This window comes from Arthrobacter tumbae (assembly GCF_016907495.1).
Classification (GTDB): Bacteria; Actinomycetota; Actinomycetes; order Actinomycetales; family Micrococcaceae; genus Arthrobacter_D; species Arthrobacter_D tumbae.
Window position 1 is genome coordinate 48,976 of the sequence record NZ_JAFBCC010000001.1, and the last position, 20,215, is coordinate 69,190.

At 64.4% G+C, this 20,215-nt stretch carries 21 protein-coding genes; 16 read left to right on the top strand and 5 right to left on the bottom strand.

Annotated features, from left to right (window positions below; genetic code table 11):
* Nucleotides 1–42: 42 nt before the first annotated feature.
* From JOD47_RS00255 to JOD47_RS00310, 12 genes are all read left to right on the top strand, one after another.
* On the top strand, nt 43–1,269 hold the full coding sequence (locus JOD47_RS00255; RefSeq protein ID WP_204530898.1) for an aminotransferase class I/II-fold pyridoxal phosphate-dependent enzyme: 1,227 nt from the start codon (nt 43–45) through the stop codon (nt 1,267–1,269).
* The gene (locus JOD47_RS00260) at nt 1,266–2,042 is read left to right on the top strand and encodes a spermidine synthase (protein ID WP_204530899.1); all 777 of its coding nucleotides are present in this window, start codon (nt 1,266–1,268) and stop codon (nt 2,040–2,042) included. The genes JOD47_RS00255 and JOD47_RS00260 overlap by 4 nt, the downstream gene beginning before the upstream one ends.
* 108 nt (nt 2,043–2,150) lie before the next feature.
* On the top strand, nt 2,151–2,441 hold the full coding sequence (locus tag JOD47_RS00265; RefSeq protein WP_204530900.1) for a DUF1540 domain-containing protein: 291 nt from the start codon (nt 2,151–2,153) through the stop codon (nt 2,439–2,441).
* A gap of 203 nt (nt 2,442–2,644) precedes the next feature.
* Nucleotides 2,645–3,886, top strand: a complete 1,242-nt coding sequence (locus tag JOD47_RS00270; protein WP_204530902.1) for a glycosyltransferase family protein — start codon at nt 2,645–2,647, stop codon at nt 3,884–3,886.
* Nucleotides 3,873–5,186, top strand: a complete 1,314-nt coding sequence (locus JOD47_RS00275; protein WP_204530904.1) for a glycosyltransferase family 4 protein — start codon at nt 3,873–3,875, stop codon at nt 5,184–5,186. Before JOD47_RS00270 ends, JOD47_RS00275 begins: the two co-directional genes overlap by 14 nt.
* Nucleotides 5,183–6,310 carry a glycosyltransferase family 4 protein gene (locus JOD47_RS00280; protein WP_204530906.1) on the top strand — a complete coding sequence of 376 codons (1,128 nt, stop codon included), beginning with the start codon at nt 5,183–5,185 and terminating at the stop codon, nt 6,308–6,310. Before JOD47_RS00275 ends, JOD47_RS00280 begins: the two co-directional genes overlap by 4 nt.
* On the top strand, nt 6,307–8,139 hold the full coding sequence (locus JOD47_RS00285) for an ABC transporter ATP-binding protein (RefSeq protein WP_204530908.1): 1,833 nt from the start codon (nt 6,307–6,309) through the stop codon (nt 8,137–8,139). Before JOD47_RS00280 ends, JOD47_RS00285 begins: the two co-directional genes overlap by 4 nt.
* On the top strand, nt 8,136–9,329 hold the full coding sequence (locus tag JOD47_RS17725; protein WP_204530910.1) for an aminoglycoside phosphotransferase family protein: 1,194 nt from the start codon (nt 8,136–8,138) through the stop codon (nt 9,327–9,329). The genes JOD47_RS00285 and JOD47_RS17725 overlap by 4 nt, the downstream gene beginning before the upstream one ends.
* A complete protein-coding gene (locus JOD47_RS00295) occupies nt 9,329–10,456 on the top strand; it encodes a phosphotransferase (RefSeq protein WP_204530913.1) in 1,128 nt (375 codons plus the stop codon). Before JOD47_RS17725 ends, JOD47_RS00295 begins: the two co-directional genes overlap by 1 nt.
* Before the next feature lie 120 nt (nt 10,457–10,576).
* Nucleotides 10,577–10,858, top strand: coding sequence for a hypothetical protein (locus JOD47_RS00300; RefSeq protein ID WP_204530915.1), 282 nt, complete (start codon nt 10,577–10,579; stop codon nt 10,856–10,858).
* A 132-nt stretch (nt 10,859–10,990) separates the two neighbouring features.
* A complete protein-coding gene (locus JOD47_RS00305; protein WP_204530917.1) occupies nt 10,991–11,329 on the top strand; it encodes a FitA-like ribbon-helix-helix domain-containing protein in 339 nt (112 codons plus the stop codon).
* Nucleotides 11,326–11,742 carry a type II toxin-antitoxin system VapC family toxin gene (locus JOD47_RS00310; RefSeq protein ID WP_204530919.1) on the top strand — a complete coding sequence of 139 codons (417 nt, stop codon included), beginning with the start codon at nt 11,326–11,328 and terminating at the stop codon, nt 11,740–11,742. The genes JOD47_RS00305 and JOD47_RS00310 overlap by 4 nt, the downstream gene beginning before the upstream one ends.
* Here the strand turns inward: JOD47_RS00310 and JOD47_RS00315 are convergent.
* Nucleotides 11,739–13,085, bottom strand: a complete 1,347-nt coding sequence (locus JOD47_RS00315) for a UDP-glucose dehydrogenase family protein (protein ID WP_204530920.1) — start codon at nt 13,083–13,085, stop codon at nt 11,739–11,741. The genes JOD47_RS00310 and JOD47_RS00315 overlap by 4 nt on opposite strands.
* Before the next feature lie 155 nt (nt 13,086–13,240).
* Nucleotides 13,241–13,807 carry a 16S rRNA (guanine(966)-N(2))-methyltransferase RsmD gene (gene rsmD, locus JOD47_RS00320; protein WP_204530921.1) on the bottom strand — a complete coding sequence of 189 codons (567 nt, stop codon included), beginning with the start codon at nt 13,805–13,807 and terminating at the stop codon, nt 13,241–13,243.
* Nucleotides 13,808–13,948: 141 nt separating this feature from the next.
* On the opposite strand from rsmD, the gene JOD47_RS00325 reads away from it, so the two are divergent.
* Complete coding sequence (locus tag JOD47_RS00325) at nt 13,949–14,905, top strand: hypothetical protein (protein ID WP_204530922.1); 957 nt, start codon at nt 13,949–13,951, stop codon at nt 14,903–14,905.
* An 8-nt stretch (nt 14,906–14,913) separates the two neighbouring features.
* Nucleotides 14,914–15,600: a class F sortase gene (locus JOD47_RS00330; RefSeq protein WP_239547957.1), complete on the top strand. Its 687-nt coding sequence runs from the start codon at nt 14,914–14,916 to the stop codon at nt 15,598–15,600.
* On the opposite strand, the gene JOD47_RS00335 is transcribed toward JOD47_RS00330, so the two are convergent.
* Both JOD47_RS00335 and JOD47_RS00340 read right to left on the bottom strand, forming a co-directional pair.
* Nucleotides 15,597–15,845, bottom strand: coding sequence for a hypothetical protein (locus JOD47_RS00335; protein WP_204530923.1), 249 nt, complete (start codon nt 15,843–15,845; stop codon nt 15,597–15,599). The two genes, JOD47_RS00330 and JOD47_RS00335, sit on opposite strands and share 4 nt — an antisense overlap.
* Nucleotides 15,846–15,974: 129 nt before the next feature.
* The gene (locus JOD47_RS00340) at nt 15,975–16,898 is read right to left on the bottom strand and encodes a YsnF/AvaK domain-containing protein (RefSeq protein WP_204530924.1); all 924 of its coding nucleotides are present in this window, start codon (nt 16,896–16,898) and stop codon (nt 15,975–15,977) included.
* 269 nt (nt 16,899–17,167) lie between these two features.
* Here JOD47_RS00340 and JOD47_RS00345 point away from each other — a divergent pair, with 269 nt between their 5' ends.
* Together JOD47_RS00345 and JOD47_RS00350 are read left to right on the top strand one after the other, a co-directional pair.
* Nucleotides 17,168–17,428: a hypothetical protein gene (locus JOD47_RS00345; protein ID WP_204530925.1), complete on the top strand. Its 261-nt coding sequence runs from the start codon at nt 17,168–17,170 to the stop codon at nt 17,426–17,428.
* 95 nt (nt 17,429–17,523) lie between these two features.
* Nucleotides 17,524–17,907 carry a GNAT family N-acetyltransferase gene (locus JOD47_RS00350; protein ID WP_204530927.1) on the top strand — a complete coding sequence of 128 codons (384 nt, stop codon included), beginning with the start codon at nt 17,524–17,526 and terminating at the stop codon, nt 17,905–17,907.
* A gap of 16 nt (nt 17,908–17,923) precedes the next feature.
* Here the strand turns inward: JOD47_RS00350 and JOD47_RS00355 are convergent, their stop codons facing one another.
* A complete protein-coding gene (locus JOD47_RS00355) occupies nt 17,924–20,137 on the bottom strand; it encodes an ATP-dependent DNA helicase RecG (protein ID WP_204530929.1) in 2,214 nt (737 codons plus the stop codon).
* Nucleotides 20,138–20,215 lie beyond the last annotated feature (78 nt).

Genomic DNA, 20,215 nt, shown 5'->3' on the forward strand with positions numbered 1-20,215 from the left:
GACCTGCCCGCAGCCTCGCGCACGTTCGACATACTGGAGGGCATGGAACCGAATCAGGCCGCTTTCACAGGACAGCTCTCCGGGTGGCAGCGCACCGCCCGGGGTGCAAATCTTCTCTCCCCGGACGGTGGTCTTGGAACCGTCATTTTCGAGGAAATTACGGCACTCGCGGGACAGCACGGCGCGATCAACCTGGGCCAGGGCTACCCGGACGAGGACGGCCCCGAACTCCTCCTGAACGCCGCCCGCGAGAACATTGCCTCCGGCATGAACCAGTACGCCCCCGGGCGCGGACTGCCCGTGCTCCGGGAAGCGATCGCGGCCCACCAGCAGCGCTTCTACGGACTGCCCGTTGATCCCGAGCGGGAAGTCGTCGTGTCCACCGGCGCCACCGAGGCGATAGCTGCGTCAATTCTCGCCTTCGCCGGGCCGGGAGACGAAGTGCTGACGTTTGAGCCGTTCTATGACTCCTACGGCGCCATCATCGGGCTCAGCGGAGCCCGGCACACCACCGTGCCGCTGGTTGGACCCGATTACCAGCCGGATCTGGAAGCCCTTGAAGCCGCGATGAGCGACCGTACCCGGGTGATTGTGGTCAATAACCCGCACAATCCCATGGGCGCCATGTTCACGCGGGAGTCACTTGTTCGCGTCGTCGAACTGGCCGGGCGCTACGGTGCCGTCATCGTCACCGACGAGGTGTACGAGCACCTGACGTTTGCGGCAACACATATCCCGGTAGCCACGCTTCCCGGTGCATGGGAGCGCACCGTTACGATCTCCTCCGCCGGGAAGACATTCTCGGTGACCGGTTGGAAAATCGGGTGGTTGACGGGACCTGCCGGCCTGGTGGATGCGGTCCGCAGCGTGAAGTCCTTCCTCAGCTACAGTTCCGGCACACCGTTTCAGGGCGCTGTGGCGCTGGGGCTGGGCCTGGAGGACTCGTTCTACCGCTCGATTGCCGATTCCCTCCGGTGCAGGCGGGACCTACTCGGAGAAGGCCTTCGTGCCGCCGGTTTTGACGTCTTCACCCCGCAGGCAACCTACTTCACCGTCGTTGACGCAGCTCCCCTCGGCGTCACCGATGCCATCGCCCTGGCCAGGCGCCTGCCGGAACTGATCGGTGTCGCGGCAATTCCCGTTGCAATGTTCTGTCATGAGGAAGGAGCACGGCGCACGCGCTCACTCCTGAGGTTCGCGTTCTGCAAGAAGGAGGGCGTGCTGGCTGACGCGGTGCAACGCCTGTCGTCCCTTCGGGACCGGCTGTGAGCGTTCCGTCCCGCTATCTCCGGGGCGCGGGTGCGCATGCTGAGATCGACTCGGACGCCTTCAACGACGGCGCCTTCATCCTGAGCATCGGCGGTGCGCAGCAGTCTCACGTCGACCTCGCCGATCCGCGCAACGTGTTCTACGAGTACCTCCGCCGGATAGCGAACGTCCTTGACGTTTTCAAGCCGGCCGGAGAGCCGCTACGCATCCTGCACCTCGGAGCAGGCGCACTGACCCTGGCGCGTTACGTACAGGCCACCCGTCCCGGATCCCGGCAGGTCGCCGTCGAACGGGAGCGGGAACTACTTGCCTTCGTGGTGGAGCACCTGCCGCTCCCGCCGGGTACCGACTGCGAACTGCTCGTCGAGGACGCGCACGACACACTCACTGCCTGCACGGAAGGCTCGTTTGACGCCGTCGTTCTCGATGTGTTCTCCGGTGCTGACGGCGCTACTGAGCTGGCCACGCCGGAGGTTTACCGTCTGCTCAGCAGGGCGGCCGCACCGGGCGGCGTGGTGCTTGTGAACGTGGGCGATGACCCTCCGCTGACCTTCGCACGCGAACAGGCGCGCCTGTTGCTGGACACCGGGTACGACGTCGCGGCGCTGGGCGAGACCGGCATGTTCAGCGGGCGCTACGCGGGCAACATCGTGCTGGTGGCGGCCTCCCGGTGGGACCCTGGGTGGACGGCGCCCCTCACTGCCGCCGGACCACACCCGGCCACGATCCTGACCGGTGCCGACTACACAGACTTCGCCGGAACAAGGAGCTGATTTACGCGCAGTTTTCATGCGCTAAAGAACCCGTGCCACGGGCCGGAACCCGCAGTACCGTTGAACTACTGCACGGACAGTTTCCCGATCACCATTGATGGAGGAATCATGACAGCGGAAGTCACTGAAGTATCCGGTTGCACCGTTCACAAGTGCGCTTTCAACCACGACGGCTGCACCGCGTACGCCATCACGGTCAGCGGCAGCCCGGAACACGCTTCCTGTGGCACCTTCATCGACACCTCGGAGACCGGAGGCCTGCCGATGGTCCTTGCACATGTGGGCGCCTGTCAGCGCAGCGAGTGCATACACAACAGCCACCTCATGTGCAACAAACACGACGTGAAAATCGGATCCGGCTCGGATCTGGCTGACTGCCTGTCCTACGAGCCACGGTAGCCCCGCTTCGTCCTGAGTAGTGCCTGCCCCCTGCCTCTGTCGCTGCAGGGAGCAGGCACTTCCACGTTCCCAGGTATCTCCTCCCCCAGCGACCTCCACACATGAGAGCTCTCTCATGGATAGCTCACCAACGTCTCATAGCCGGCTGGCTAAATGAGAAACCTGCGGTTCTTGTTGGCTGCGGGGAAAGTTGGATGCAAGCCATGACGATGAAAAACGGCGGGGTCAACACGGCCGGATCGCCTCAACCCGGGACGCTACGCGTGGTCCTGTACTCGCACGATTCCCAGGGATTGGGTCATACCCGCCGCAACCTGGCCCTTGCGCATGCTCTTACCGGCAGCTTCCGGAGAGCCGGCCGGACGGTGAGCGGAGTACTGGTGACGGGAGTCGCTGCCGCCACGCGCTTCGAGGCGCCCGAGGGGTGGGACTGGGTGGTGGTGCCCGGAATCGTGAAGGGAATGAGCGGCTATGAACCCCGGCACCTGACAATCCGGCAACAGGACGTCATCACACTCCGGTCGTCCTTGATCGCTGCGGTGCTGAACGACTTCCACCCCCACCTTGTGGTGGTGGACCGTCACCCGTTCGGAGTGGAGCATGAGCTGGCAGACGGATTGGAGCAGCTGCGGCGCAAGCGCCCGTCGTGCCGGATAGTGCTCGGCTTGCGCGAAGTCCTCGATCAGCCCTCCGCCGCACGCCGTGAGTGGGACGCGTTGGACCTTGACCAGGTGGAGCGGACGTTCGACGAGTTCTGGGTGTACGGAGATCCGGCGGTCCACGATCCGGTGCACTCCGGCGAAATTCCAGGCAGTCTTGCCCACCTCGTGCGGCACACCGGCTATCTTTCCCTCGGCCGTCCGGTCCGGCGTCGTACGGGCACAACCGGTGTCCCCTTCGTCGTCACGATGGCAGGCGGCGGGTCCGACGGCCTTGGCGTGACGCTGACAGCCGCCCGCGCTGAACTCCCGCCGGGGGTCGAGCACCTCATCGTCACCGGACCCCAGATGCCGAAAAGCGACCGGGCGCAGGTTGAGGCGGCGGCCGGGGCCGGCACATCCGTCGTCGGATCCGTGCGGGATGCCCTTGCAGAGATACAGTCGGCGGCGGCCGTCGTCGCCATGGGCGGGTACAACACCGTCTGCGAAATCATGAGCACCACCACCCCCGCCCTGATAGTGCCGCGGGTCCACCCCCGCCGCGAGCAGCTGATCCGGGCGCGCGGACTGGCCCGGCACCAGTTGCTCGACTTTTGCCACCCTGACGAATTCACCCCGGACACGCTTTCCACCTGGTGGCAGCACGTGGCCGGGCAGGAGGTCCCGCGCGACGGCGTCAACCTCGATGGGCTCGCAACAACCTTTGAATATGCATCAGAGCTCCTGGCCCAGCCGGCCGGTATCCCCCCACAACGCGCCGATTGGACCCGCCATGCAGCTGTCTGACGAAGGGCGCATCGGTTACGTCCTGAAGATCTACCCGCGCTTTTCCGAGACTTTCATTGTCACGGAAATCCTCGCCCGTGAATCAGCCGGCGAGGAACTGGAGATTTTCTCGCTTCGTCCGCCCGTCGACCCCCGCTTCCACCCCGAACTGGCCCGCGTCCAGGCGCCCGTCACCTACGTGACCCGCCCGCAGAAACTGTCCGAAGGCTGGCCCATCATCGCCGCCGCCCACAGCATCATCCCCAACTTCGCGCAGCGTTTCGCGGCTCTCCTGCCCGATCTCGCTGAGTGCGAGGCATCAGAGGTGCACCAGGGCATCGAACTGGCAACCCGGGTGACTGAGCGGGGAATCACCCACCTTCACGCCCATTTCGGATCGATCGCAGCACGCACCGCGCGCATAGCCTCGGCACTCACGGGCGTTCCGTTCTCCTTCACTGCCCACGCCAAGGACATCTACCACGAGCAGGTGGACCAGGCTGAACTCATCCGCCTCATGCAGGCCGCCCACCACACGGTCACCGTGAGCGACTTCAACCACCGGTATCTCTCAACCCTTGCGCCGGCCGCATCGGGTCAGCTCCACCGCGTCTACAACGGGCTGGAACTCAGCCGCTTCCCCTTCCGGGAACCCGCTCCCGTTCACACGCCCTTCCGGGTGGCCGCCGTGGGACGACTCGTGGAGAAGAAGGGCTTCTCACTCCTGGTTGACGCCGTCGCGGCGCTCGTGCGCTCAGGCATCCGGGTCGACGTGCGCATAGCAGGAGGCGGGGAACTGGCGGATAGCCTGGCCGACCGCATCAGGCTGCTTGGCTTGAGTGAGCATGTCCAGCTGCTCGGCCCCCGCACCCAGAGCGAAGTCATCGAACTCCTGCAGTGGGCCGATGTCTTCGCCGCCCCGTGCATCATCGGCACGGACGGCAACGCCGACGGACTCCCGACGGTCCTCCTGGAGGCGATGGCCATGGGCGTGGTCTGCATCGGCTCGGATGTCACCGGGATTCCGGAGGTCCTCGGCGGCATGGACGGCACTGACACCGGTCTGCTTGTCCGCGCCGGTAGCGTCGAGGATCTGATTCTGGCGCTGCAGACGGCGGCGTCCGGCTCATTCGACCGGGTGGCGACCGCCCACGCCGCCCGATCATTGATCGAACGCTGCTTCGATTCCCGGACCCAGTCCACACAGCTGCAGCGGCTGTGCGGAATAGCGGCGGAACCGGTGCAGACTGGCGGCCCGGAGCAGCCGTCACCCGTCCCGTCTTCCTGCGCCTCCCCGGAGCTTGCGGCGGTGGCCCGATGAAGCGCATCGCGTATGTGTGCGTCGACCCGGGTGTACCCGTGTTCGGCACCAAAGGTGCGTCAGTCCACGTCCAGGAAATTGTGCGCGCGTGGCGGAACCGCGGCGCAGAGGTGATTGTCTACTGCACGCGACCTGGCAGCGACGTTCCGGAAGATCTGGCGGACCTCGCCGTCGTCGTCGTACCCGTGACCGGGAAGGGCGCCGGGCGTGAAGTTTCGCAGGCTGCAGCTGCCGCTGAACTCGCCCAGCGCGTTCTTGACGACGGCGCGGACGCCGTCTACGAGCGCTACTCGCTGTTCAGCGACGCGCTAGCGCGCATCACGGGCCGACTGCGCGTTCCGGGCTTCCTTGAGGTCAATGCACCGCTGATCGACGAACAGCGAACCCACCGGAGCCTGCATGATGAAGCCGCGGCGAACGCAGCACTGCAGGAACAGGTCGGCGCAGCGACCCGAACGGTATGTGTCTCCGATCCGGTGGCCGACTGGGTCCGGGGCCGCGTTGACCCGCAGCACCATGAGCGGATCCGCACTGTGGCGAACGGCGTCAATGTCCGCCGCATCCGCCCCTCGTCAGAAGCGCCCGGCACGCCGGTCGTGGCTTTCGTCGGAACCTTGAAGCCCTGGCACGGGGTGGAAACGTTGATCCAGGCGCAGGCTTCCGGGTCACGGGAGTGGACGCTCCGGATCATCGGGGATGGCCCCCAGGGGCAGGAACTGCGCGCCCTGGCCGAAAGGATGGGTGCGGACGTCGACTTCACCGGCGCCGTCGCACCGGAGAAAGTGCCGGAAGTCCTCGCCGGATGCTCGATCGCTGCTGCACCGTACCCGAGTGCAGAGAAGGGCGACCAGTACTTCTCTCCGCTGAAGATCTACGAATACTGCGCAGCCGGGCTGCCGGTTGTTGCCTCCCGGGTGGGGCAGGTGCCGCACATCATTGACGACGGCGTCACCGGGCTTCTGGTGGAACCATCCGACCCGTACGCGCTGGCCGAGGCTATTGACGGGCTCGCATCGGCACCGCTTGCCCGGGCGGCGATGTCCTCCGCCGCCCGGCGCACCGCCACTGAACACCACAGCTGGGACACCGTGCTGAACCGCATCACCGAGGAGGTGCCGGCATGAGCAAGGCGCTCGTTCCACCCGGGAAATCAGCCCTTCGCCGTACGCTGCAGATTCTCACGCCGCATCTGAATGGTCAGGGACTGCTCATGGCCGGCGGTGTCCTGGTGCTCCTGTGCGAGGTCGCGTTCCGGGTCCTCGAGCCGTGGCCGGTGAAGTTTGTCGTGGACGCCGTTACCCGGAGCCTCGGCGCTGACTTCGCAGGCACCGGACCGGAGGCTACTCCCCTGCTGCTGCTGGCCTGCGGCGCCGCCCTGGTCTTCTTCACCGGCATGCGGGCCGTCTGCAACTTCTTCGCCACGATCGCGTTCGCGCTGGTCGGATCCCGGGTTGCAACGAAACTGCGTGCCAAGGTGTTCGATCATGTCCAGTCCCTCTCGGCGCGGTTCCACTCGTCCAACCGGACAGGCGACACGGTACAGCGACTGGTCGGCGACGTCGGCAGGCTCCAGGAAGTCGCCGTCACCGCCGGCATGCCGCTGCTGGCCAACTGCATCACCCTGATTGCGATGGCCGGAGTGATGTTCTGGCTCGACCCGCTGCTGGCGCTCGTGGTCATCGCCGCATGCGCCGGATTCCTGCTCCTTTCGAGAATCAGCACGGACAAAATCACCGTGGCCGCACGCCTGACCCGCAAGGGTGAAGGTTCGCTGGCTAACACCGCGCAGGAAAGCCTGGGCGCCATCCGGGTTGTACAAACGTATGGCCTGGAGCGCGCGCTGGCCGACCGGTTCGGCAGCAGCAACCAGAAAACGCTCAAGGAGGGCGTCAGGTCCCGCCGCCTCGCAGCCGCGCTGGAGCGAAGGACGGACGTGATTGTCGGCGTGGCCACCGCCGTCGTTCTTGCCGGCGGCGGGTGGCGGGTCGTTCAGGGGGCCATGACACCGGGGGATCTGGTGCTCTTCCTGATGTACCTGAAGACCGCTATGAAGCCGTTGCGGGACCTCGCGAAGTACACAGGCAGGATTGCGCGTGCCACAGCCTCCGGCGAGCGCGTGGCCGAACTGCTCGAGGAGGAGGTGGACATCACCGACTCCCCCGCTGCCCTTCCGCTCGGCAGGGTGTGGGGCGAGCTTGAGTTCCGTAACGTATCGGCGTCCTACGAGGGGCGGTGTGTCCTGTCCGACCTCTCCCTGTGCCTGCAGGAAGGCCGTAACACGGCCGTCGTAGGACCGTCCGGATCAGGGAAGTCCACGCTGCTGTCCCTGCTGGTCCGCAGCATGGATCCGGAGCGCGGTTCGGTGCGCCTCGACGGCGTAAACCTTACGGACATCACCCTCGCTTCCCTGCGTTCGAACGTGAGCCTCGTCCTTCAGGAGGCCGTCCTGTTCACCGGGAGCATCCGGGAGAACATCCGCTTCGGGCGTCTCTCAGCGACGGACGAAGAGGTTGAGCAGGCCGCGCAGCTGGCGCAGGCCCACGGTTTTATCACGGGCTTTCCCGAGGGCTACGACACCACCGTCGGCGAGCGCGGCGGGACCCTCTCCGGGGGGCAACGGCAACGGATCGCGATTGCCCGCGCCATCCTGCGGAACGCGCCGGTGGTGCTCCTTGACGAGGTGACCACGGGGCTGGACCATGACGCACGGACTGAAGTGCTCAGCGCCCTTGCGACGCTCAGCACGGGACGGACCACGGTGACGGTGACACACGAGGCTTCCGTTGCGCTGCAGAGCGACCGCATCCTCTGGCTTCAGGGCGGGCGGGTCCTCCTGGACGGATCGCCGGAGGAGCTGCTGCGCTACCCGCTGTTTGCACGCTGGGTCGAGGGGCAGCGCGCGTCCGCGCAGGACCGGGCCGTCACGACGGTCCCGGCAGGGAACATGCCGTGAGCACTGTGCGCACGCCGATTGACTCCAACCTGCGATCCCTCGACCTGTTCTTCGATTCCGATGCGCTGAGCTCGCTGTTCAACCGACCCGTGCGCACCAGTCATCTGCGCTGGAAGCGCGGCACGTCGGCCGTGGCACGCCTCCACGACGACGACGGCGTCCGCTGGCTGGCGATGTACAGTTCCGACACGTCGGTGAAGCTGGAGAAAGTCTCCCGGCGCGCGCTTGCCCGGGATCTGGAGTTGGAGCGCTTCACGCTCGACGACGGGGTACTGGCGAGCGGGCCGATCGCCCTGGATCCGCGATTGCACCCGGCCCTGCGCCCGTTCCGTCGGGCGGGCCTGGAGGTGCCCTCGCCGGCCCTCGAGGTGCTCAAGTACAACCCGTTCCGGCGCCTGGTGTTCAGTATTGCCTCGATGGACGCCGGGCGTCTTGTAGGCAGGGCGAGCGCCGGCGGACACTCGATGACCCGCGGAATGCTCTCCGAACTGGCAGCTGGCGGGGTGCCCGTCGTCGTTCCCCTCGACTCAGCACTGCTGCCACCGGGTCTCCCTGCCTCCAAGCATGTGGAGTACCTTCCGTGGTACGGCTCCGGAGACCTCAGCACAGTCCCGCTTCAGCATGCGGAACCGGCTGCCCGAGCGACCGGCAATGCGCTCGCCCTGCTGCACAGCCAGGCGCCGATTCACAAGACGCACGCGTGGCGGGCACCCGCAGGGCGCCTTCGCTCACTCGTGCGGGAGAACGCCGAGCTGTTACCGGAGAACGCGGGTCGCCTGGAGCGGGTGCAGGTGAATCTTGAGGCTCTGCTGCGCCGGCCGGGCCGGGCCGCGGTGATCCACGGTGATTTCTCGGCCGATCAGGTTCTCGTCGATGGGCGGCAGGTGCGGCTGATTGACTTTCAACGGTGCACTTACGGTGCAGCCGCAGCCGACCTGGGCAGCTTCGCCGCCGTCGAAGCGTTAGGCAGCGCTATGGTTGACCGCCGTGCCGTTCTTGCCTTGCCGCGAACTGCGGCACTGCTCGACGGGTACGGCACCGGGCCGGCCACGGTGAATGACTCCGAAGTGGTGGCCTGGACCGCTTTTTACCTCCTGAACCGGCTTCGCGAACCCTTCCGCGCCTGCTCGCCGGATTGGCGGCAGCAGGTCGATCACCGTCTCCGAATGATCGAAGAGGTGCTGTGGTGATGCAGATTCCCAGCGAGATGCCGGACGACGACGGCACGGCGGTTCGTATCCACCGCGCCTGGCCCCGTGGCGATGGAAGCCTGGTCGTGGAGGGCCGCGAGGCCCGGTCCGGCCGGATCCGTGCCGGCCGGATCGGCGCTGACGGCCGCGCGTCCCTGGTGCCGTTTCGAAATGACCGGGCCCTGCCCGGATTGGATTCCGAGCTTCCTGCCGGAGAACTACTGGTGCACCGCTTGAAGCGGCGCGCCGTTGTGCGGGCCGACGGACAGTACACAAAGTTCCTTGCGCGTGGGAAGGCTGCCGCAGTCAGGGACGCGCATCTGGCGGTGGCCGCCGGGCTGGCTGGATCCGGAGTTGCTGCGCCCGACGTCGTATCTTCCGATGCGCACAGCGTGACGCTATCCGCTGTCCCAGGTACAAGCCTGCACGACCTGGGACGTCGTCTGGACGCCGGCACGCAGTTGGCTGCGGGTCCTGGCGCCGTCCATGACCCCGGCCCAGAGGTTGCGTGGAACCGTGCCTGGGAACACTGGGCAGACCGCTGGCCCGCCTTCGTCGGCGCGCCAATCAGCAACGGATCCTTAGCCGCCGCACGGGTTCATTCTGCGCAGGATGAAGTTCGCACCGTCGATCGGTGGGTTGGATTGGCGGTCGCTTTCGATGCCCTCGATGTGTCGGAGGACCGGCTTCGCCGCGTGGCGGCGTCCATCGCAAGGTCCCTGCTCAATGGTGCGTCGCCCTCCCGGCTGGCCCACCGCGACCTGCACGACAAACAGGTGATTGTGGACCTGGACAGAAAGTCGGTGGGAATCATCGACTGCGACACTCTTGCCCTCGCCGAGCCCGCGCTCGACCTGGCAAACTTGTCGATCCACCTGGATTTCCGGGAGGCCCAGGGACTGCTGGCGGGCGGCGCCGCGGCTGCGGGCCGTCGCTGCGTTCACGAAGTGGCCGAGACCCTGTCGGTACCCCTTCCCCGTTTTGATGCCTATGCTGCCGCGACGGCTCTACGGCTGGCCTGCGTCTACGCGTTTCGGCCGCCCTACCGGAAGGTGGCGTGCACGTGGTTCAACGAGCTCGAAGCGCGTCTTGGCGGACGCGAATCCCTCGCAGGAACCTTTGCCTGACGCTCTTCCGACGTGGACGATTGACGTGATGATTAACGCGGGGTAACAGACCTGTCCCGATTAGCTAACGACACGACGACACTCCCCGGAATGGTCAGCTGGCTGTTCAATACTGGGTTCATGGGAACGCAGCAACTCGAGGAAACCGTCAGGACAAAGACAAGCCGGGTACTGCGCTGGGATTGTGTACCCGCAGTGATCGTGCTGATCGCGGTGGCAGGCTTCTGGATCGGGGGGTCATTGGAGTGGTTTGAGATGCTCAGCGTCCCGGAGAACGCCGTGGGCAGCGTCGTGTGGCTCTACCTTATGCTTGCCGCGGTAGCAGGATCGGTCGTCCTGGGAGGCGGGGCTGTCGTCGATCTGGCGCGGCGGATCAATCGCCGGTCCGAGCGGAACCAGTAGCAATACCTCTCCTCCACACCGCCGTCCGGGAGCTGCCCTTTCCCCACATACCGGGGTTTCACCTTGTTCCAGAAAGGTGCATGTACTGCAATCAATGCATGCAGAACATGCACCCTTCTGAAAGGAACACCTATGCCGAGTATCAGTGTCCGCGACGTCGATCAACACACGCTCGATGAGCTGAAACGGATAGCGGCGTCGAACGGACGCTCGCTGCAGGCCGAGCTCAGAGCACTGCTCGATCAGTTCGCGGCCTTGCCCTGGGAGTCGCGCCTCGCGGACTATCCGTTCTCGATGATGCCTCTACCTCGCTGGTACACCGATCTGGCAGAGGTGCGGACTGATTTTGCCGGCCTCACGATTAGCCAGCTCCCCCGGCGGCGCTCCCCTTTCCGAATGCTCAGGGAGCCGCTTCCCACGCCGCTTCCGGGCTCAGCGGCGGTCACCCAGAGGCGGGTGTCAGCAGCATGATCATTCTGGATTCAGACGTGTTGCTGACCATGGTCGGCACGGACAATACCGAACTCGAGGAATGGGTGAAGCAATTCCCTGGCAAACCGCACACGTCTGCAATTGCCGTCGCCGAGGTTTACGCGGCGATTCGCCGATCACCCAACACCCTCTTCCGGGAAGCACGATACCGCGCCATGCACGAGGCGCTGGAAGGTGTCCTCAACCGCCGGGTACTTCCGTTCGACCATAAGGCTGCCCGTGAGCTTGCCGCGCTTGCCCTTACCCCGCACCCTGACGGCGGGACCTTCCCGCTCGCCACGCTTATTTCTTCAGCCACCGCCCGAGTCCTTGGCATGAAAGTGGCGACAGGACGCCCGGAGGACTTCTTCGGGATCGATGTTGAGCTCGCGATTCTGAACCTGAAGACCTAGTGCACCGCAGCGGTGCGCGCGGGTATGGCGGCGGCTTTTGGACGTCCCAGCGCCCGATAGGTCCACCCGGCGTCGCGCCAGGCATCCGGATCCAGGCAGTTTCGGCCGTCCACAATGGCTGGCTGCGCCACGAGCCTGCCGAGCTCCATCGGGTCAAGCGTGCGGTACTGCTCCCACTCCGTCAGCACCAGCACAGCATCGGCGTTCTGGACTGCCTCTTCAACCGATGTGGTGTACGTCAGGTCAGGAAAGCGGAGTGATGCGTTGGGCACTGCTTGAGGATCGCTGGCCGTGACGGCCGCTCCCTGAAGCTGCAACTGGGCCGCGACACTGAGGGCCGGCGAATCACGGACGTCGTCGGAGTTGGGCTTGAATGCCAGACCGAGCACGGCGATCCGTTGCCCGAGCAGTGACCCGCCGCAGACCTCCCGGGCCAAATCCACCATGCGGGAGCGCCGCCGCATGTTGATGGAGTCCACTTCACGCAGGAAGGTCAGCGCCTGATCGGCGCCGAGCTCCCCGGCTCTGGCCATGAAAGCGCGGATGTCCTTCGGGAGGCAGCCGCCACCGAATCCGAGCCCGGCGTTCAGGAACTTCCGGCCGATCCGTGCGTCGTGACCGATGGCGTCCGCAAGCATGGATACATCAGCTCCGGTGGCTTCGCAGACCTCCGCCATCGCGTTGATGAAGGAGATCTTCGTGGCCAGGAAGGCGTTTGCGGAGACCTTCACCAGCTCAGCCGTCTCATAATCCATCACCAACCGCGGACTCCCAGCGGCGAGCGCCTGCGCATACACCTCATCCAGGATCAGCTGAGCACCACTGGCTGCATCATCCAGCCCGTACACCAGGCGGTCCGGCTCCAGCGTGTCCTGGACGGCGAAGCCCTCCCGCAGAAACTCCGGGTTCCAGGCCAGCGTCACCGATGGGCGCGCCTCGGAGATGCGTGCGGAAAGGGCGCGGGCAGTGCCGACGGGCACGGTGGATTTCCCCACCACAACGTCGCCCGCTCGCAGGTGGGGCAGCAGGGCGTCGACGCTCGCATAGACGTGGCTGAGATCCGCACCGTTCTCGGCGCGCTTCTGAGGTGTTCCAACCGCAATGAAGTGCACAGCTGATCCTGCTGCGTCGGCGATGTCGGTTGAAAAGCGCAATCGGCCGGTTTCAAGCGCCTCAGCGAGCAATTCCGGAAGCCCGGGCTCAAAAAAGGGAGCGTCGCCGGCACTGAGGCTGGCAACCTTTGCACCATCGACGTCGATGCCGACCACCTCGTGCCCCAGCTTGGCCATGCACGCGGCGTGCACTGCTCCGAGATACCCGCATCCGATGACCGATAACCGCATGATGAACGCCCCTAGCTTCTGTTTCCTGTGTTCTGTGTCCTGCAAACACCGTACGGACGCTGCATGGGGCGCAGATGAACCAGAGATGAGAGTTAGATGAGATCAGGCAGTCAGGTCAGTGCCGGGCAACCGGACCGGGCACCCGAGGGGCAGCGCTAGACCGGTTCCAGGTACCAGAGCCGGGTCTCGCCGTACTTCTTGTCAGCGAAGCGCTCAATCCCGTCGGGCCACTCAGGCTCCCCTGAGCGCGATGAGCGTTCGAGCACGACGACGGCTCCTTCCGCCAGATGCGGAACCAGAGAGGACAGGATGGTCACCAGAGGCGCATCCTCGAGCGGATAGGGCGGGTCCATGAGAACCACATCCCACAGTGCCTCTTCCGGGACCCGATTCAGATAGGTCTCAACCTTCGACCTGTGCACGCGAACGCAGGTCCAACCAAGGACCTGGTTCATCGCATCGGCGTTTGCACGGCAGGCGGCAGCAGCCCGGTCCGCGGACTCGACAAGGTCCACTGTTGCTGCTCCCCGGCTCGCCGCTTCCACCCCCAGCGACCCCGATCCGGCGAAGAGATCCAGCACATGCGCGCCCGCCAGAACGTTGTAGGCATCCAGGCGGGAAAACAAGGCTTCCTTGACCCGGTCAGTGGTGGGTCGCGTCGCCTGGCCCGGGACGCTGGTCAGCGTAGTGCCACCTGCGACCCCGGCGATGATTCGACTCATGAAAAAACACTCTAAACCACTAGCAGAAACGATTTCCGCGTGGTCAAATAAGTGCAGCCGAAAAGCAGCCGCATTAGCGAAGTGCGAGCGGCGCGCGCCGCTCAAGGGGGACTTGGGGGCTTTTCACGAAAGACAACACATATGAATACTCGTTCCTGCCTGCTTACCGTCGGTGTCTCAGCACTTATTGCGACAGGCTCGGTGCTTACCGCTGCGCCTGCGTCTGCTGCCCCCGGATCGGCTGAATGTCTCACGGCTCAGACCGCGCTAAGCGCTCAGCTCGGCGTTGCATCGGTCGACCTCAGCATTGCGAACCAGCTGCGCGCTGCCATCACAGAGTTGGAAACTATCGGTACCCAACTCGAAGGTCTGTACCCGCAACTTGACGCCGCTGTCGCGGCTGAGATTGCAGCTTTTGACGCCGCGGATATCGCCGCGATCGGTGCGGACGAAGCCCTTAGGACTGCAAAACTGGATCTCGCCGCAGCTGACATGGACTTCGCGGTCGCGACTGAACGTCTGCGACTGGCGACTGCCGCGCTCGAAGCCGAGCCCGAGGATCCAGAGGCGATTGCCGAGCTTGATGCCGCACGGGCCGGGGTCAATACAGCAGTGCTTGCGCAAGAAACAGCGTCTGGCGACATCGCTACAGCACAAGCCGCGTTGCTCGAAGTGGAGCGGACCGGGATCGCACTTGAGGCCGCTTACGCTGCTGCCTACGTGTCCTTGGGCGTCGAAGCGCTCGAGTTGCGAGCGTTCGCTTTCTCTGCAGACATCGAGGCTTTGTTGACTGCGCTTGGGGCGACTGAAGGAACGGATCCTCAGCAACTCATCGACCTAGCCGACGCCGCCGTTGCCGCATGCTCGGCTCCCGCCGTTGCTCAAGCGCCGATCGCACACACGCCGGTCGCCCAGGCTCCGGTGGTCCGGGCAGCCGCTCCCCAGCAGCGTGGCCTGAACATTCAGACCGCAGCGCACGACGCCGGTGCCACGGATCCCGCGAACCTCGCCCTCCTGGCCGGGCTGGCAGGATTCGGCACGGCAACAGCGGCCGGCGCCGTCGTCGTCGTTCGCCGTCGAAGCGCGGGACGGGCCTAACCCCGTCGATGACTGCCACACAGCGGAATGCTGCTGCCCCCGCTCCCCGGCCGCGAATGCGGCTGTGGGTTGCGGGGGCGGCAGTGTTGGGCGCGCTCATCTCCACCACAGCGCTCAGCGGTGCACTTGCTCCACAAGCAACCCCGGAGGAGACTGCGCCCCCCGCAACCATTTCCGCGAGTGCCACGCCCACTCCCACCACGGAAGCCAGTCCCAGTCCCAGCACTCAGGCAGCAGCGCCGGAACCCCGCGCCGCCGCTCCCGAGCGGCTGATCGTTGAATCTGCGGGCATCGATGTGGCGGTTTTGCCCCTCACACCTTCTTCGGCGGACGAGGCGTCCCAATCCCTCGTTCCACCATTCACCCTGGACGGCTACTGGCTGACCTCATTCGGCATGCCCGGACGCGGATCGAACGACACCACGTACATCACTGGGCACAGCTGGGAAGATCGTGAAGCTCCGTTCAATCGCCTCAGCACCGACGTGGAGGTGGGACACGAAATAGTGCTGCACACCGGCTCGGGTGCACAGCACTATGTTGTCGATTCGATAACCACCCATGACAAGGACACCCTCAAAGACAGCGACATCTGGGAGATCACTCCGAACAGGCTGGTCCTCATCAGCTGTTACACGGAAGACCCCTGGGGCAAGAACGTCGTAGTCACCGCAAATCCGAAGACCTCGCCCTAGAACGAACCGAACGGGCGTCGCCCCGCATTTTGGTGGAGCAAGTAGGGCTCCGGATCACTCGATGCTGCCGGAGAACTTGCCAGCCAGAATGCAAAGCCGGCGGGATTCCGGAATTCCATCTCCTCGAGATACAACCGCCGCTTCTGCGCGAGTTCGTCCAGTTCCGTAGCGGTCTTCGCGCTGATGACGGCCAGAAAACTGATCCGCCACGCGCGGCACAGCTGGGCCGAGTTCAGTTTCGTCACCCGCTCGTGGATATCACTGTCTTCCGGAGAGGGTTGAGCACCCGGAAGCGTATCTTCCGGGCGCCCAACGCCTACCCACCGGAGTGCGCGGCGAAGCCAGCTTTCATTCATTGCCAGACGCCGCCCCGATCAGAGTCCGCGGCGGGAGTCGTCGCCGTCGGTCTCTATCTCTTCCTTGCGGACTTCTTCATTCACTGTCTGCTCGTCAGTGACTGTTTCCTTATCCAGGCGAACCCGCTCAACGGGCACAGCCTCCTTATCGACGACGGGGCGCTCCTCGTGAAGAGTCACCTCGTGCTCTTCTTCGCTGATGGCCGGGCCATCATGAGCGGCGCCGCGGTTCGCGTCGGTGATCGGCTCACGCTCGATCCGTACTTCCTCCCGCTGCACCGGTACGGTCTGTGTGACGTTCTCCGTCGTTACGTACTTGCGGAGCCGGGCACGCCCGGCCTCTCGCTGCTCCGTGCCGACGTGCAACCGTTCCTCGGACCGGGTCATGGCATCATCTGTGGTGGGGCCGGAAGTGTCATGTCCCACTGTCCGGTCACCGCGATCTGCGTCGTACCGATCACGGTCGCCGCGATCGGCATCATCCCGATCCCTGTCACCGACACCTGCGATGCCGGGACTGGAATTCCCGAGATCATCAGATCCGGTTGTGGTACCGGAGTATGTGCCGTGTTCCGCGGCGTCGTAATCTCCATCCGGGCGGCTGAGTGAATCATCTCCACCCGGGCGGCTGAGTGAGTAGTGGCGGTAGAGATCCTCTTCTTCCGCCTCACTCAGATTCTGGTCCGGATCAACCTTGGGTGCATCCTTGACCTGATCCTTGGTATAGGCGATGCGCACATCATCGCCGTCCATAGAGGCGCCCTGCAACGGCGCGAATGATTCAGACGTACCGAAAAGGCCCGTCTTCACTGTGACCCAGCTGGGCTCTCCCGTGTGGTCATCCACGTACACCTGGCCCGCGGATCCAACCTTATTGCCGTCCTGGTCAACAACGTTCCCGTTGCCATCAAGAATGCGGTCGATGTGTTCCTGCGTGATCATTTTATCTCCTTGAGATTGATTGCAGAGGGCTTGTCCGAAGTATCCGGTTGCACAAGGGTAGCCACATCAGCAGCTTAATTGGAAGCATGCTTATTACTTTTTTTGAAAGTCGGTTCAGTACATCGACTGCGGGGCGGTTTTGACGGGCACAGCACCTACAAGCGGCGTGTGAACCGGTCCCGGGGTTGCCACAAGGAACGAGCCGATTAGACTAACAGCAGGTTCAGCAGCGAGCCACAGTAAGACCTACTTGTGGGAGTGCCACCACTATGGACGCTCAGTTGCGCTCATTCATTGAGCCACTTCTTCCATCCTCCGAAGACTCTGCAGTCAATGCCCCGGCCTGGACCGAAACCGACGACGACTTCCCCCTCGATCTCTCTTCAGTTCCGGAAGACAGGCTTGCCCAGCTGTGCGACGCCCTCTTCCTCGAACTGGACTCGGAGACGCCTGATCTGCGAGCGATGGAACGTTATCAGGCGGCCTGTGATGAGCTCATGATCCGTCAGCTCAACTCGGGCGTTGCCTGAAGACGCACACGCTTTGTCAGCCTACTGATTGTCGCTATAGTTGTTTGTACGGTTCAGCAGCGAGCCTCACCAGCCTCTCGACTGTGGGAGTTCACATGGACCTGCGTTACCCAGACCGCTCATCAACAAGCCTGCGGACAGCTGTCCGCGACAACATGAAGCTGAGCCGGTTCGAGCTGTATGTTGACGGCGACAACGTCGGCTACCTGCAATACGAAACCAGGCAGGGCCAGATCTGGCTGCTGCACACCACCATTGATCAGCGTCTCAAGCGATCCCGCCTGGATGGCTACTTCGTGGAGAACGTGCTCGAGAACCTGCACCGGAGGCGGCTGGCTGTGATGCCGTTTTGTCCCACCGTCCGTGGTTATCTGGGCGGTCACCCTGAGTGGGCCTCGCTGATCCCGGCATCCGAGCGGTCGCGGTTCCGCCTCACTCCTGCCTCCAGATCGCGAAAGACGACGTCCCGCGCATCCTGAGCGTGGAGTTCCAGCCCTATCCGCGTTCGAGGAAGGCTTCCTTCTCGGCATTCAGATAGAGATCCAGCGCTTCCTCCAACTCGGGATGCTCGGCCAGATCCGGGTCCGCGTCGATGAGTTCCTGGGCATCTTTCCGGGCTTTCTCAATCACGCCGGCATGCTGGATCACCTTGAGGAAGCGCAGCGCCGATCTGCCTCCCGACTGTGATGCGCCCAGAATGTCGCCCTCCCGTCGCAGCTCCAGGTCCTTCTGGGACAGTTCAAAGCCGTCCGACGTTGACGCGACAGCGTTCAGCCGCTCCCGGCTGGGGTGTTCCGGTTCGAGTTGCGTGACAAGCAGGCAGGTGCCGGGGTGCCCTCCCCTGCCGATCCTCCCCCGTAGCTGATGGAGCTGCGAAATGCCGAAGCGGTCTGCGTCCATGATCACCATGAGCGTGGCGTTCGGAACGTCCACTCCCACCTCGATCACGGTGGTGGAGATCAGGAGGCTGATGCCGCCGTCATTGAATCCGGCCATAGTGGCTGATTTTTCTGTTGGATCAAGACGACCGTGCAGCAGTCCCATCCTCACCCCGGCAAGGGCGGGAACATCCCGCAGGGATTCGAATAGCTCCACGACGGATGTCAGTTCCTGTTTGTTCGTGGGCGGGCCATCGTAAAGTTCCAGCGCGTCGGCGCTGTCCGGCTCCATCTGTGAGTCCCCGATTTTGGGGCAGACAACGTAGACCTGCCGGCCTGCGTCAATCTCCTCCCGCGCCCGGGCCCACGCACGATCCACCCAGCTGGGGTTCTCGGAAAGCCCTACGATGTGGGTTGCGATGGGGGCACGGCCCGCAGGCAGTTCGGTCAGCGTTGACACGTCGAGGTCACCGAAGACGGTCATCGCAACGGTCCTGGGAATGGGGGTAGCCGTCATGACGAGCATGTGCGGTGCCGCGGCAGCCTTCGCCCGCAGCGCGTCGCGCTGCTCAACTCCGAAGCGGTGCTGCTCATCGACAACAATCAGCCCCAGGTCGAAGAACTGAACGTTCTCCGATAACAAGGCGTGTGTTCCTATGACAATGCCGGCGTCTCCGGACGCGGCTGCAAGCAACGCCTCACGCCTTTGCGCCGTCGACATGGAGCCCGTCAGGAGCACAACCCGCGTTCCGTCCACCGCCCCGCCGAGCATTCCTCCCTCAGCCAGCGGGCCGAGGGTGCGAGTGATGGATTGGTGATGCTGCGCGGCAAGCACCTCAGTGGGTGCCAGAAGGGCAGCCTGCCCCCCGGCGTCGATCACCTGCAGCATCGCCCTCAGGGCAACAAGCGTCTTTCCCGACCCGACCTCGCCCTGAAGCAGCCGGTTCATGGGATGAGCGGCGGCGAGATCCTTCGCCAATTCCCCTCCCACCTGCTCTTGCCCGGAAGTCAACGTGAACGGCAGCGAAGCATCAAACTGATCGCGCAATCCGCCCGGGCTCGGCGGACGGGACGTCGCCTCCTCGGTCAGGACTTCCGCACGCCGCCGTGCCAGCGCTGTCTGCAGCACCAACGCCTCCTGGTAGCGGAAGCGGTGCTGGGCACGGTAGGCATCCTCCACCTCCGCGGGTCGGTGGATCACCTCATAGGCCTGGGTGATGTTCATCAGCCGGTCACGGCGGGCGATGTCCGCGGGAACGGGGTCGTTCAGCTGTGAATGGGCGAGGGTATTGAGAAGCTTGTCGATGGACTTCTTGATCTGCTCGCTGCTGACCTGTTCAGAAGCCGGATACACGGGGATGGGCACGAGGTGCTTCTCCATACCGCCGTCATCCTCATCCAGCAGCGAAAAGCGCGGATTGGTGAGCGTCAACTGACCCCGGAAACTGCCGGTCTTGCCGGAGAAAACCGCGCGGGTCCCCACTGTGAGCTGCCGTTCAGCAGAGCGGCCGTTGAAAAAGGTGACATGCATGGTTCCAAGGTGCCCGGCGTCGTCGTCGGTAATGACAACATCCAGCAGTTTGCCCTTGCGCGTCTTCATCCACCGCGAATTCGCCGACTGGACACGGGCGATCAGGGTGATCTCTTCATCGAACGGGACGCCGGACAACCCCGTCAGCGTCCCTGGAGCAAGGTAGGTCCGGGGAAAGTGGTTCAGAAGCTGACCGACGGAGTAGATTCCCAGGCTTTCACCGAGGACCTTCACCACTTTGGTGCCGAGCAGTTTGGGGTCCAGTGGTGCGGAGAGCTCGGGCGGGCGCCTGTTATTCATATACCTTCCTGAAGCCTTCTTCCTGAGCAGCAGGAACCAGCATGACGACACGTCGAGCTTAGCGCCGGGCCCCTGAGG

Excerpts from the sequence above, each read along its gene's own strand:
- JOD47_RS00255 (WP_204530898.1), top strand. The coding sequence starts at position 43 with ATGGAACCGAATCAGGCCGCTTTCACAGGACAGCTCTCCGGGTGGCAG.
- JOD47_RS00265 (WP_204530900.1), top strand. The coding sequence starts at position 2,151 with ATGACAGCGGAAGTCACTGAAGTATCCGGTTGCACCGTTCACAAGTGC.
- JOD47_RS00270 (WP_204530902.1), top strand. The coding sequence starts at position 2,645 with ATGACGATGAAAAACGGCGGGGTCAACACGGCCGGATCGCCTCAACCC.
- JOD47_RS00275 (WP_204530904.1), top strand. The coding sequence starts at position 3,873 with ATGCAGCTGTCTGACGAAGGGCGCATCGGTTACGTCCTGAAGATCTAC.
- JOD47_RS00280 (WP_204530906.1), top strand. The coding sequence starts at position 5,183 with ATGAAGCGCATCGCGTATGTGTGCGTCGACCCGGGTGTACCCGTGTTC.
- JOD47_RS00285 (WP_204530908.1), top strand. The coding sequence starts at position 6,307 with ATGAGCAAGGCGCTCGTTCCACCCGGGAAATCAGCCCTTCGCCGTACG.
- JOD47_RS00295 (WP_204530913.1), top strand. The coding sequence starts at position 9,329 with ATGCAGATTCCCAGCGAGATGCCGGACGACGACGGCACGGCGGTTCGT.
- JOD47_RS00300 (WP_204530915.1), top strand. The coding sequence starts at position 10,577 with ATGGGAACGCAGCAACTCGAGGAAACCGTCAGGACAAAGACAAGCCGG.
- JOD47_RS00305 (WP_204530917.1), top strand. The coding sequence starts at position 10,991 with ATGCCGAGTATCAGTGTCCGCGACGTCGATCAACACACGCTCGATGAG.
- JOD47_RS00310 (WP_204530919.1), top strand. The coding sequence starts at position 11,326 with ATGATCATTCTGGATTCAGACGTGTTGCTGACCATGGTCGGCACGGAC.
- JOD47_RS00315 (WP_204530920.1), bottom strand. The coding sequence starts at position 13,085 with ATGCGGTTATCGGTCATCGGATGCGGGTATCTCGGAGCAGTGCACGCC.
- rsmD (WP_204530921.1), bottom strand. The coding sequence starts at position 13,807 with ATGAGTCGAATCATCGCCGGGGTCGCAGGTGGCACTACGCTGACCAGC.
- JOD47_RS00325 (WP_204530922.1), top strand. The coding sequence starts at position 13,949 with ATGAATACTCGTTCCTGCCTGCTTACCGTCGGTGTCTCAGCACTTATT.
- JOD47_RS00330 (WP_239547957.1), top strand. The coding sequence starts at position 14,914 with ATGACTGCCACACAGCGGAATGCTGCTGCCCCCGCTCCCCGGCCGCGA.
- JOD47_RS00340 (WP_204530924.1), bottom strand. The coding sequence starts at position 16,898 with ATGATCACGCAGGAACACATCGACCGCATTCTTGATGGCAACGGGAAC.
- JOD47_RS00345 (WP_204530925.1), top strand. The coding sequence starts at position 17,168 with ATGGACGCTCAGTTGCGCTCATTCATTGAGCCACTTCTTCCATCCTCC.
- JOD47_RS00350 (WP_204530927.1), top strand. The coding sequence starts at position 17,524 with ATGGACCTGCGTTACCCAGACCGCTCATCAACAAGCCTGCGGACAGCT.
- JOD47_RS00355 (WP_204530929.1), bottom strand. The coding sequence starts at position 20,137 with ATGAATAACAGGCGCCCGCCCGAGCTCTCCGCACCACTGGACCCCAAA.